At 49.3% G+C, this 12,550-nt stretch carries 12 protein-coding genes; all 12 read left to right on the plus strand.

Annotated features, from left to right (window positions below; genetic code table 11):
* Positions 1-176 precede the first annotated feature (176 nt).
* Complete coding sequence (locus PJDR2_RS11995; protein ID WP_015843957.1) at positions 177-866, plus strand: DUF2953 domain-containing protein; 690 nt, start codon at positions 177-179, stop codon at positions 864-866.
* Positions 867-999: 133 nt separating this feature from the next.
* A complete protein-coding gene (gene ytfJ / locus PJDR2_RS12000; RefSeq protein ID WP_015843958.1) occupies positions 1,000-1,473 on the plus strand; it encodes a GerW family sporulation protein in 474 nt (157 codons plus the stop codon).
* A 112-nt stretch (positions 1,474-1,585) separates the two neighbouring features.
* Complete coding sequence (locus PJDR2_RS12005) at positions 1,586-2,767, plus strand: D-alanyl-D-alanine carboxypeptidase family protein (protein WP_015843959.1); 1,182 nt, start codon at positions 1,586-1,588, stop codon at positions 2,765-2,767.
* 97 nt (positions 2,768-2,864) lie between these two features.
* On the plus strand, positions 2,865-3,563 hold the full coding sequence (locus tag PJDR2_RS12010; protein WP_015843960.1) for a nucleoside recognition domain-containing protein: 699 nt from the start codon (positions 2,865-2,867) through the stop codon (positions 3,561-3,563).
* Positions 3,556-4,089, plus strand: coding sequence for a spore maturation protein (locus PJDR2_RS12015; RefSeq protein WP_015843961.1), 534 nt, complete (start codon positions 3,556-3,558; stop codon positions 4,087-4,089). The genes PJDR2_RS12010 and PJDR2_RS12015 overlap by 8 nt, the downstream gene beginning before the upstream one ends.
* 55 nt (positions 4,090-4,144) lie before the next feature.
* A complete protein-coding gene (locus PJDR2_RS12020; protein WP_041614229.1) occupies positions 4,145-4,888 on the plus strand; it encodes a pseudouridine synthase in 744 nt (247 codons plus the stop codon).
* 91 nt (positions 4,889-4,979) lie between these two features.
* Positions 4,980-5,507 (plus strand): redoxin domain-containing protein, encoded by a 528-nt coding sequence (locus PJDR2_RS12025; protein ID WP_015843963.1) that lies wholly within the window; start codon positions 4,980-4,982, stop codon positions 5,505-5,507.
* 21 nt (positions 5,508-5,528) lie between these two features.
* Positions 5,529-7,196 (plus strand): cytochrome c biogenesis protein ResB, encoded by a 1,668-nt coding sequence (gene resB, locus PJDR2_RS12030; protein WP_015843964.1) that lies wholly within the window; start codon positions 5,529-5,531, stop codon positions 7,194-7,196.
* Positions 7,193-8,452: a cytochrome c biogenesis protein CcsA gene (ccsA, locus tag PJDR2_RS12035; protein ID WP_015843965.1), complete on the plus strand. Its 1,260-nt coding sequence runs from the start codon at positions 7,193-7,195 to the stop codon at positions 8,450-8,452. The genes resB and ccsA overlap by 4 nt, the downstream gene beginning before the upstream one ends.
* Before the next feature lie 39 nt (positions 8,453-8,491).
* Positions 8,492-9,208 carry a response regulator transcription factor gene (locus PJDR2_RS12040; RefSeq protein ID WP_015843966.1) on the plus strand — a complete coding sequence of 239 codons (717 nt, stop codon included), beginning with the start codon at positions 8,492-8,494 and terminating at the stop codon, positions 9,206-9,208.
* On the plus strand, positions 9,208-10,668 hold the full coding sequence (locus PJDR2_RS12045; protein ID WP_015843967.1) for an ATP-binding protein: 1,461 nt from the start codon (positions 9,208-9,210) through the stop codon (positions 10,666-10,668). Before PJDR2_RS12040 ends, PJDR2_RS12045 begins: the two co-directional genes overlap by 1 nt.
* 474 nt (positions 10,669-11,142) lie before the next feature.
* Entirely contained in the window at positions 11,143-12,480 is a 1,338-nt protein-coding gene (locus tag PJDR2_RS12050) for an arsenic transporter (protein WP_015843968.1), read from the plus strand.
* The last annotated feature ends 70 nt before the right edge of the window (positions 12,481-12,550 follow it).

Below are 12,550 nucleotides of genomic sequence, written 5' to 3' on the forward strand. Positions count from 1 at the left end.
GTACGGTTTATTTTTATCTATCAATCTAGAAGATTACTAAACAAATTCGCCTATTATTTACTAATTCCGTATATTACCCCTAGGATCCTCGCATCCTGGGGTTTTTTTGCATGAAATTAAATAGCCAAGCCATACTACAAGTAACCTATTTTTCATAAAGCTGGAGGAAGCATGGAATGATCGGTTATCCGTATGTTTGGGTACTCGCGGCCGGTCTCATTATTGTGCTTTTCCTTCTCATTGCCTTGGTATCGCCGGTTGTGATCCAAGGAGAGATGAGACGCGATGGGGAAAATGACGACATCGAGATCAATTTCAAGGCGCTCTTCGGATTATTGCGCTATAAGCTGAAGATACGTTCAATTGATTTCAGCGGCAAGGCGATCCGTCTGCATGAGCATTTAATGGGTACAAGCATCGGCATGAGCAGCAAGGACGAGAAGAATGATGAAATTGACACTCACCGCGTAATGGTTGGAATCGAGAAATATAAGCGCGCCGCCGCATTGACGTACAACCTCTCTCATTGGGCGAAGCAAACGTTAGCAAAGGTCAGGCTGGAGGAGTGGAAATGGTTCAGCTACGTAGGCACGGGTGATGCGATGTGGACGGCAATGGCGACAGGCGCGCTGTGGTCGGTAAAAACAACGACCTTGGGTGTGTTGTCCCAATTTGTGAAGCTGAGTGCCGAGCCGAGAGTGGAGGTGCAGCCTGTGTATGCGCATACTTGCTTCCGAACAGAATGGACCTGTATCGCCAAGATTGGTTTAGGCAATGCCATCATGGCAGGCCTGCACCTGCTTGTTCGCCTAAGGAATGCAAAAGAAGGCGTCCAGGCTTGGCGAAGCTTGCTGTTTAAAGCATAAACGCTTAGGGCTGATTCGAGGCTAACGTTTGGCTTCATACATAGTCCATACCCGGACTGAGCACAATACCAAAAGTGTAGGCGAGTCCTCATCCTTAACGCACAAACACAATTTAACTTCAGGAGGAGTCACAATGCCAGAACATCCGATTCAAGGCCTCATGCAGACCGCAATGGAAAATATCAAAGAGATGGTCGACGTCAATACGATTGTCGGCGATCCTGTTCAAACGCCGGATGGCAGCATCATTATGCCGATCTCGAAGGTAGGTTTCGGCTTCGTGGCTGGCGGCAGCGATATCCGCTTCGACGGCTCTGCCTCGCATGATCACTCTTCGTCATCTGACGGCCATAACCAACATAATGCCGGGGCTGCAGGGCCGTTTGGCGGCGGCAGCGGCGGGGGCGTCTCGATTACGCCAATTGCTTTTCTTGTGGTTGGTACGCACGGCGTGAAGATTGTACCGCTTGATAACCAAACGCATCTGATGGAGCGCATTATCGATTCGGCTCCTGTCGTATTCGATAAAGTGCAGCATATGTTCAGGACATCAGCCGGCAAACACGAACACGACTATATCACAGATGGTAACGACACCCTCATCTAGGGAAACTGCCCGCAAGGGCAGTTTTTCGTTTTAGGGCATGTCTTAATTTGCCCATTCTAAGCATATACTGTACAAGGTGAGGGCTGACGATAGGAAAGGAGCAGCGAAAGACGTGATAGGAAGACAGCTTCGCCGGATAGGAATCGCCTTATGGGCAGCAAGTTTGATTTGGGGGACAAGCTTTACGGCATCCGTGTACGCGGCACCAAATCCTTATCACACTAGCGCGAACGGTTCGGCGCTGGTTGATGTGAAATCGGGTAGAATTCTGTATAGCGAAAATGGAGACCAATCGATGCGGATAGCCAGTCTGACAAAAATCATGACTGCAATAGTCGCAATCGAGCATGGTAAGCTGTCAGAGCGAGTGAAGACGAGCAGCAGAGCGGTTGGCAAAGAGGGCTCTTCCATTTATCTGCAGCTGGGTGAGGAAATGACCCTTCTCAATATGCTGTATGGACTTATGCTGCGTTCAGGCAATGATGCGGCAACGGCAATCGCCGAGCATGTAGGAGGCTCGGAAGAAGGCTTTGTCCATCTCATGAACGAGAAAGCCGAGATGCTTGGTTTAACGCATACCCAATTCAAAAACCCGCATGGTCTGGATGTAGAAGGACACTATTCATCTGCCAATGACCTTGCCAAACTGACGGCATACGCGCTTCGGAATCCGGTATTTGCTGAAATCGTGAGCACCAAGGTCAAAAGCGTCCCGAATCCTCATGAGAAGTGGCAATACAGCTGGACGAACAAAAACAAAATGCTGGCTATGTATGAGGGTGCGGATGGCGTTAAGACCGGTTATACCAAAAAAGCGCTGCGTTGTCTGGTCAGCTCGGCGACGCGAGACGGACAGCAACTAGCTGCCGTAACGTTGAATGACCGGGATGATTGGGTAGACCACCGTCAAATGCTGGACTGGGGCTTTAAGCATTATCCGCTGATGGAAGTGGCAAGCAAGGGCCAGACGATTGCCGGATACCCGTTAGCGGTGGGGAATTCTTTCTATTATCCGTTAGCCGAAGAGGAACGGGGCAGTCTGCAATCCCGGCTGATCGTTCTTGATATGGCAACGATGAACTATAAGCTCGGGGAACGCGGCGCGCTTGAATGGTATTTGAACGATCAGAAAATCGGATCCATTCCCGTATATGACATCGGAAGCGCAAGAATGAGCTTGCCGGAGCGCAAGCCGATGTCGGATGCCGCATTGCTTCTTGATTATAAAAAAGCTTCCAGAGAGCATGAAAGCTTCATACATTCGATAACTGCTGTTATCGGTGCACTATTTTGAAATATAGGCAGTTTTCGCTGCTTGTATTTCACACGCGGAACGAATGCTTATCATCGGCAGCGTTTACGCTTGGCTAATCGGGGGAGGTAAGCCAATTATGGTGAACTGGATATGGTTGTTTTTTATTGTTATAAGCGTGGTTGTGGCGGCTATTAACGGTCGGATTGACGCAGTGACGCAGGCGGCGTTCGATGGCGCTAAATCGGGAGTAACCATCAGCTTCGGGCTAATCAGCATTATGGTATTTTGGCTGGGGATGATGCGGATTGCGGAGGATGCAGGGGTGCTGAAAAAGATGGCCAAGCTGTTGAGTCCGGTTGTCAGATGGTTATTTCCGGACGTTCCGGCCAATCATCCCGCGATGGGCTATATCATGAGCAACCTAAGCGCTAATCTGTTCGGATTAGGCAACGCCGCCACACCAATGGGGATTAAAGCGATGCAGGAGCTGCAAAAGCTTAATCCCGATCAGGAGACGGCAACACCGGCTATGTGCACCCTTCTGGCGTTAAATACGTCCAGTATTACGCTTGTTCCTACAACATTAATTGCAATCCGGATGAATTACGGTTCGGCTAACCCTGCGGAAATTGTCGGTACAACGCTTGCGGCAACATTTGTTGCGACAGGCGCCGCTATTCTTGCGGACCGATGGTACCGCAGGAGGTCTGGGCCGCCTCCGGCAAATAAATTGACTTCAGGTAAAACGTCCGGCAAGGCCTTGCCGGCTCATACCACAATGGATCCTCCAATTTCGGCTGTCACGGCAGTTAAGGGGGGTGGCGATATTGTTTGAGTTGTTTACCCGCATTTCGGCTTGGCTTATTCCTGCTATTATCGTATTTATTCCTTTATATGCGGCATTCCGGAAAGTCCCTGTATACGAAACCTTTATTGAAGGCGCAAAAGACGGCTTTGGCACTGCTATTAACATTATTCCCTCGCTGGTTGGCATGATGGTGGCCATCAGTATGTTCCGCGCTTCCGGTGCCATGGATCTGATGCTTGGCGCCGTGCGTCCGTTGTTTGATTGGTTAAGCATTCCGACAGAAGTATTGCCGCTTGGCATTCTGCGGCCGCTGACAGGAGCGGGATCGCTTGCTTTCACCGCCGATCTAATTGCCACGCATGGACCGGATTCCATGATAGGCCGTATCGCGTCTACGATTCAAGGCAGTACGGATACAACGCTGTACGTGTTGACGGTCTATTTTGGCGCGGTGGGTATCCGCAAGACCAAATATGCGTTGAAAGTTGGCTTGTTCTCCGATTTAGTCGGATTTTTGGCCGCAATTATGATCTGTCTGTACATATTCAAGTAGCTCGCGCTTGTGCTTTCCCTCCCATATCGTTATGATGGAGGTTGAGGTGAAAGCATTGGAACGTTTACAGAAAATATTAGCACAAGCGGGCGTCGCATCCCGTCGAAAATGCGAAGAGCTTATTCTTGCCGGTGCCGTTGAGGTAAATGGCGAGAAAGTGACAACGCTGGGAGTTAAAGCGGATCCGGCAACGGATGAAATTACGGTGAACGGCAAGCCGATCCGCAGCGAGAAAAAAATCTATTTGATGCTGAATAAGCCAAAAGGTGTCATCACAAGCGCCAAGGATCCGCAAGGGCGCAAAGTGGTGGCTGATTTTTTGCCCGGCATTAGAGAGCGCGTGTATCCGGTCGGACGATTGGACTACGATACCGAAGGATTGCTGCTTCTTACGAATGACGGGGAGTTCGCCAATCTTCTTACGCATCCGAGCCATCACGTGCCTAAGACCTATTACGCAACCGTAAAAGGCGTACCGCACGGATCGCTTTTGGATCAGTTGAAGAAGGGCGTTATGCTGGAGGATGGTTTGACGGCGCCTGCAGAGGTCGAATATCAGGATATTGACGAAGAGAAAAACATGTCGACCATTCGCATTACCATCTACGAAGGACGCAACCGTCAGGTGCGCCGCATGTTTGATGCGATCAAACATCCGGTTCTGAAGCTGAGACGCGTGAAATTCGGCGAGCTTGGTCTCCGTACACTAGCCAGAGGACAGTTCAGACACCTTACTCCGGTTGAAGTTAAGGAGCTTCGGGACCAGGCGCGCAAGACACATAAAGTTCATAAAAAGTAAACGGCGGCAGCGGTTATTGCCGCCCATTTTTCGTTATAATGAGTGTATTATTAGCTGACATCAATGGTGAAATGTAGGTGATGGGACGGGAATGGGCAAGTATCGAAAAACGGTGCAAATTGTCATTCTGCTTGCCGTGCTAGTTGTAGGCGGATATGCCATTGGCAATACCCTATTCGCCGCTAGGGACGAAGGCATCCCGAAGATCGGGGAACAGCCGCCTGATTTTACGCTGGCCGATTTGCAGGGCAATACGCACAATCTTTCTGATTATAAAGGCAAGGCCGTTGTCATTAACTTCTGGGGGAGCTTCTGCCCGCCTTGCGTGAAGGAAATGCCGGAGTTCGAGCGCCAGTTCGAGAAATGGAAGGACTCGGGTCTCGAGGTGCTCGCGATTAACCTAAGCGAAGACACCCTTACGGTTAACAACTTTGTGCGCAGGTTTGACCTGAGTTATCCGATTTTGCGCGACGTGAACCGAAAGACGGAGCGGAAATACGGGCTGGAGTCCTACCCGACAACCTTTTTTGTCAAGCCGGACGGGACCATTCTGGATGTATTTGTAGGCGGGATGAGCGAGAATGATATCGATTCCCGTGTAGACAAACTGCTGCAGTAAAGCTGACTAGGAGGTTTCACGGTGTTATCGCTACATAACACGAAATGCGAATGCGGGCATCAGAACGCGGTTGGAACGGTCTTGTGCGAGAGCTGCGGCAAGCCGCTCATGGAAGACGTCGAGAGCGATGCCCCTCTTGAAATGCGTTACGACGGCGTTGCGCGCCGGTCGCAGAAGAGCAATCCGAACCCGATTGATAAGATTTGGAATTTTTTCTCATCCGTCAAAATCGCCGTTTATTTAATCGTAATTACGCTGGTAACGGCTATGCTTGGTACGATATACCCGCAGGAAGGGTCGTTCCTGAATAATTTCAAGCCTTCCGTGTATTACGAGGAGACTTACGGGCTGCCCGGCAAGATTTATTATAAGCTGGGCTTGTCTCATACATACGATTCATGGTGGTTTATTACGCTGCTGGTTATGATCGGCACTTCATTAGTAATATGCAGTCTTGACCGCGTGCTGCCGTTGTATAGAGCGCTGAGCAAGCAGCAAATCCGCAAGCACCTTAGGTTTATTACTAGACAGAAGGCTGTGTACAACAGTCAGGTTGAAGGTGATGCGGAAGAATGGGTCAAGCAGTTCTCCGCGCATCTGAAGAAAAAGCGCTATAAGATACATACAGACGGTACGGCAATGCTTGCCGAGAAGAATCGTTTCAGCCGCTGGGGCCCTTATATTAATCACATCGGTCTGATCCTGTTCCTGCTGGCTATCCTTGCACGAAGTCTTCCAGGCTGGCAAATGGACAGCTATGTGAGTATACCTGATGGGGATACCGTACAGATCGAGGGGACGAACTACTTCGTGAAGAACGAGAAGTTCACCGTCGAGTATTACACGGATGACGAGCTTCCGCCTGAGCTTAAAGGAACGGTCCGTGCAAAGCGTTACGAGACAAAGGCTGTATTATACAAGTGCACCGACAACTGCGGAGACAACGCAACGGGTGAGCCTGAACTGAAGCAAGTGAAGGAACAGGAGATTCGGGTAAACCATCCACTCAAATACGACGGGATCAAGCTGTATCAATTCGACTATGATGTAACGCCGAAGCTGAAGAGCGTAAATCCTGTTCTTATGAACAAGGAGACGGGCGAGTCTTACGGACCGTTCGAGCTTCCGATGAAGGATGCGCCACTGGATTACACGCTTGGGCCGTACAAAATGAAGCTGGCCGCCAATTACATGGAATTCGGAATTGGTGAAGACGGCGAACCCGTTACGCTCAGCCGTGATCCCAATGCGCCGGCCTTTATCTTCTTGATTACAGGTCCCGGCTTACCGGAGAAAGGTCAGCCTTATATCTATTTCCCGATGCAAAAGGATAAAGAAAAGTTTGATCAGGACAAGCTTAATGCTTCAATCGCGGACAAACTGGAGATCAAGGTAAACGGGATGGAAAACGTTCATTTTGCCGAAGCCTCCACCTATCTGAACGTCCGCAAAGATAAAGCTTTGACTTATGTCTGGTACGGCGCCGCTATTTCGATGCTTGGCCTGCTGCTTGGCTCTTATTGGCAGCACCGGCGGATCTGGCTGCGCATTGACGACGGCAAGCTGTCGCTTGGCGCGCATACAAACAAAAACTGGTACGGCATGAGAGCAGACGTGGCTTACGCACTCCGGAAATCCGGAATTGACGTAGATCCGAAGTCGCTCGATAACGGAGGGAATAACGCGTGAGTTATGTCGATTTCAGCAGCGATGCCTTTATCGCCGCCTTCTTCCTATATTGCTTTGCATTCCTGTTCTATGTGGTAACGATTGCAGGGAAAAAGTGGAGCAATCGTGATCCGAAAAAGCATGAACAACGCTGGTCGCGAATCTCATTCGTAACCTCGACGCTTGGTCTTATCGCACATCTGACCTTCTTCTTCACACGCTGGATCGGAAGCGGCCAAATCCCGACAAGCAACATGTATGAGTTTATTACCTTCCTTGGCATGGCTATTATGATCGCGTTTACAATCGTATATGCGATCTACCGCAAGCCGCTGCTCGGGATGTTCGCTTTGCCGCTTGTCGTCCTGGTTGTTGCTTATGCTTCCGTATTCCCGCAGGAAGTGCAGCCGCTAATTCCGGCGCTAAGCTCAATCTGGCTGAAAGTGCACGTAACGACCGCAGCGCTTGGCGAGGCCTTCTTCGCTGTAGGTTTTGCAGCGGGTCTGATGTACTTGCTTCGAGTGGTCGATTTCAAGCAAACCTCAAAGGAAGCTAAACGGGATCAGTTTTGGGTAGAATTCTCTTTATATACGATTGTCCTTGTGATTGGATTCATCGCTATTGTATTTATTTTCAGAGGGGCAGGGTACCAGGCTACCTTTACTCAAGAGAATGTCACCATCGACAGCAAAGGCGTGGATCATTCCTCGACGGATACGGCGGAATATACGCTGCCGCCAATCGTAAAACCTTATAACAGCACGGCGGATCATATGGATTCTTTCCTGGGCATGGATAAGCCGCTGTTTGAAGCGCCTAGCTGGATGAAAGGCGTTAACGCCGGACGCAAGCTTAATACGGTTATCTGGTCGGTTATCGCGGGTTCGATTCTGTACGGTCTTATTCGTCTCTTGTTCCGCAAACGGATCGGAGCCGTTATACATCCGCTTATGGATGATATTGATCCGGATGATCTTGATGAGATCAGCTACAGGGCAATTGCAATCGGCTTCCCCGTCTTTACGCTAGGCGCGCTTATCTTCGCGATGATCTGGGCGAATATCGCCTGGGGCCGCTTCTGGGGTTGGGATCCGAAGGAAGTATGGGCGCTCATTTCATGGCTGTACTACAGTGCATATCTGCACTTCCGTTTATCGCGCGGCTGGCAGGGAAAACGTTCTTCTTGGCTCGCGGTTATCGGCTTTGTCGTTATTCTATTCACCCTGGTTGGGGTTAACCTTGTCATTGCTGGTTTACACTCCTACGCAGGCGTATAATAATCCTTATGAAAATTGTTTTGAAAGGAGCAACACCGCATGTCCGACTATGCAAGCCGTATTCTTGTGGTAGATGACGAGGAACGGATTCGTCGTTTGCTGAAAATGTATTTGGAGAAGGAAGGCTATTTAATCGATGAAGCGGAAGACGGCGAGACGGCGCTTCGGCTCGCTACCGTAACCGATTATGCGCTTATTCTGCTCGATGTCATGCTTCCGGGCATTGACGGCGTGGAGGTGTGCTCCCGTTTGCGGCAAGTAAAAGCAACGCCGGTTATCATGCTGACAGCCAAAGGGGAAGAGATGAACCGGGTGCAAGGATTTGAAGTCGGCGCCGACGACTATGTCGTGAAGCCGTTTAGTCCTCGCGAGGTCATCTACCGGGTGAAGGCGATTTTGCGCCGCTCGTCAGCTACTGCCTTTTTGACAAAAGAAGTGAACTCGAGCAATAACATCGTATTCCCGCATTTGGTTATTGAGCATGATGCGCACCGAGTATCAGCTGGTGGGCAAGAGGTCAGCCTGACGCCTAAAGAATATGAGCTGCTTCATTACCTTGCCGTATCGCCGGACAAAGTCTTCTCGCGGGAAGAGCTGCTGAAGGATGTATGGAACTATGAGTTCTTTGGCGACCTTCGGACCGTAGATACGCATGTGAAACGTCTTCGCGAGAAATTGAACAAAGTATCGCCCGATGCGGCTTCGATGATTACTACGGTATGGGGAGTCGGATATAAGCTTGAGGTGCCGAAGTAATGAGGCTGCTGAAGCGCTGGGGACATTTCGCCCTGCATACGGTGGTCGGGAAGCTATGGTGGACGATTATGTTTCTCGTCGCCCTTGTCCTTGTTATTCTCGGGACGTTCCTGCTCCAGTATATCGATATCGCCTTTAAAGATTCCCAGCATCAAATTAAAGTGTTGTTTATCGTGGTAGCGATTCTGGGCTTCTTGTTGTCAACATTCTTTGCTTTCTTCTTGTCGTCGAGGATTCAACAGCCCTTGCTCCAGTTGAAGAGAGCAGCGGATTCCATCGCAGGGGGCAATTATAAGACGCGGGTACAAATCCGCTCCTCGGATGAGATTGGGGATCTGGCTAAGACCTTTAACCATATGACCGAGCAGTTAGGTACGCTGATTGATGACTTGAACCACGAGAAAGAGCATTTGTCCAGCATACTGCGGAGTATGGGAGATGCGGTTATTACGTTTGACGCAGATGGGAGAGTCATTCTGACGAACCCGCCGGGTCACATGCTGGTAAGCCGGTGGTCCGACCTGGAGATGGATATCGATTGGGAAGAGGAAGAAGCGCCTCCGTTTCACGACGTGCCCGGACCTCTGCGGGATACGTTTCAACGCGTGATGCATTCCGGACGCGATTGTACCAATAAAGTGCAAGTCATTAACAACGTGTGGTCCGTCGTGATGGCCCCGCTTCAAAATGAAGGGGTTGTCCGCGGTGCGGTTGCCGTTATCCGGAATGTAACGGAGGAGCATAAGCTTGAGAAGCTGCGACGGGATTTTGTGGCGAATGTCTCGCATGAGATTCGGACGCCGCTCTCCATGCTGCAGGGCTACAGCGAAGCGCTGCTGGATGATATCGTTGCTTCGCCGGAAGAAAGGAAAGAGCTCGTTCAAGTAATCTATGACGAATCCCTTCGGATGGGCAGACTGGTTAACGATTTCCTCGATATGGCCAGGATGGAAGCCGGTCACGTTGAGCTTAGCCTTCAGGAATTCGATCTGCGCAATGTCATCCGCCGGGTTCACAGGAAGTTCCAGGTGTATGCAAAAGAACGTAACGTCAGCTTGAATGCCGATCTTCCGGATACACCGCTTGCCGTACACGAAGCGGATGAAGACCGGATTGAGCAGGTACTGACGAATCTGATGGATAATGCGCTTCGTCATACGCCAGCTGGCAAATCCATTAAGATTGCCGGTCAGACGGCGACAATAAATAACCTTAAATTCGTGAAGCTGATTGTAGCGGATGAAGGGCAAGGTATTCCTAGCGAGGATGTCCCTTATATCTTCGAACGGTTCTACAAAGCCGATAAGGCCCGCAAACGTGGTGCTTCGGGCGGAACCGGACTAGGACTTGCCATCGTTAAAAACATAATTACGCAGCATAACGGACGCATTGAGGTCGACAGCGTCCTTGGAAAAGGCACGACATTCACCTTGCTGCTGCCTGTCGAATCCAATCAATAGATGTCAATACGCTCCCTTCGGGGAGCGTTTTTTTGTTGAATGAGGGGGATTAATCTTGTTGTTCGTGGAACATGATGTGGTTTTTGTTGTTTCGCGTCAGTCTGCTTGTCGCTGGGTGCGGCATTTAAGGAGGGGCTTGATAGCTCCTCAAAAGCATTCCCCCTCACCCCTCGTGAGTGCCTCGGCCGTGCGCGCTTCGCGCAGGCCCGCGAGAGACAATCGCTACACCAGTTGAGTGTGGCGGGAATACCCGGCAAATATCATTAGGGGATATCTATCAATTACAGATAGAAGATGGTTTTCATAGAGTTGGGGTGATTGACCAGTACGAGCTATTTATCATGTACATATAAATACAGTATATCGTTACTTATAACCAATTCAGATGAAAGGAGTGCATCTATGAAAATAAAGAAAGCTAGATTTCTAGATTAAAGTGAAATGAGTGAGTTGAGCATGAAGAGAGGTTAAAGCATGCATGATTTAATGACGATCATTACCATTTGTACCTTCTTCCTTACGATTGGCTTTATATTCTGGAAACCTAATATTAATGAAGCAATTCCGGCATCCGTAGGGGCCATAATCGTCCTTTTAACCGGAACCGTGTCCCTGGCCAACCTGGGAGAGATCACGGAAACGATCAGCGGGGCAGCGATAACGATAATGGCTACGATCGTAATGGCTATTGTGTTAGAAAGCTTTGGTTTTTTTCAATGGGCTGCCGAGCTTTTGGTTCGGAAAGCAAGGGGCTCGGGCATCCGCTTATTTTGGCTGACGAACCTATTTTGCTTTTTAATGACTTTATTCGTAAACAATGATGGCAGCATCCTCATTACAACCCCAATTCTAATAATGCTGCTTAAAAGCATGGGACTCAAAAACCATCAGAAGATTCCTTATTTGATTTCCGGCGCACTAATCGCGACAGCGTCCAGCGCTCCGATTGGAGTCAGCAATATTGTCAATCTTATTGCACTTAAGATCGTTCATATGGACCTTTATATGCATACAGCCATGATGTTTGTACCTGCTTCCCTAGGCCTCGCATTGCTGACGGTTCTCCTCTTTTTTCTTTTTTATCGAACCCTTCCGAAAAAATTGCCTCCAGTTGCACCGTGGGGCTTAAAACCAGGCGGCCATCCACTTAAAGGAGATTCCAACGAAGTAGTAGTAAGAAGCACGAAATTCATGCGCAATGTGCTGATATTCGTTTTTTGTGTGCGAGTAAGCCTGTTTATAGCGTCATATATCCATTTCCCGGTATCTTTGACGGCGGTTATTGGATCCGCTTTTCTGCTCGCTTGGCGATGGATTTATTTAAAGATTCCTCCTGTAGACATGATAAAGAAAACTCCGTGGTATATACTCGTTTTTGCATTCGCAATGTATGTCATCATCTATGGCCTGCGAAATCTTGGACTTACGGAGTGGCTAATTCATTTCTTGCAGCCGCTAGTTGCCGGCAGTCTGCTGCATGCCAGTGTCCTGATGGGGCTGCTGCTGACAATCCTGTCCAACTTCTTTAACAATCATCCGGCATTAATGGTAGGAACATTGACATTGACGAATATGGGACTTGATCCGATTACGCTTAAGATCTCTTATCTTGCAAGTGTGATCGGGAGTGATATGGGTTCGCTTTTGCTGCCGATCGGAACGCTCGCCACGATTATGTGGATGCACATTCTTAGGAAAAGCGGCGTAAAAATAAGCTGGGGCCAGTATTTGAAGGTTACGATAGTCGTTATTCCGATTACCGTTATCGTCACGTTAATTTTGTTAAGCTTTTGGGTATCGTGGTTATTCTGATGGGAACTTGGTCAGAGAATCCGGCGGAAAATAAAAAATGACCTTCGGGAAGGAAGGTCACAAGATGCAC

The sequence above is a fragment of the Paenibacillus sp. JDR-2 genome, assembly GCF_000023585.1.
In the GTDB taxonomy this organism is placed as follows: domain Bacteria; phylum Bacillota; class Bacilli; order Paenibacillales; family Paenibacillaceae; genus Pristimantibacillus.

Excerpts from the sequence above, each read along its gene's own strand:
- PJDR2_RS11995 (WP_015843957.1), top strand. The coding sequence starts at position 177 with ATGATCGGTTATCCGTATGTTTGGGTACTCGCGGCCGGTCTCATTATT.
- ytfJ (WP_015843958.1), top strand. The coding sequence starts at position 1,000 with ATGCCAGAACATCCGATTCAAGGCCTCATGCAGACCGCAATGGAAAAT.
- PJDR2_RS12010 (WP_015843960.1), top strand. The coding sequence starts at position 2,865 with ATGGTGAACTGGATATGGTTGTTTTTTATTGTTATAAGCGTGGTTGTG.
- PJDR2_RS12025 (WP_015843963.1), top strand. The coding sequence starts at position 4,980 with ATGGGCAAGTATCGAAAAACGGTGCAAATTGTCATTCTGCTTGCCGTG.
- PJDR2_RS12040 (WP_015843966.1), top strand. The coding sequence starts at position 8,492 with ATGTCCGACTATGCAAGCCGTATTCTTGTGGTAGATGACGAGGAACGG.
- PJDR2_RS12045 (WP_015843967.1), top strand. The coding sequence starts at position 9,208 with ATGAGGCTGCTGAAGCGCTGGGGACATTTCGCCCTGCATACGGTGGTC.
- PJDR2_RS12050 (WP_015843968.1), top strand. The coding sequence starts at position 11,143 with ATGCATGATTTAATGACGATCATTACCATTTGTACCTTCTTCCTTACG.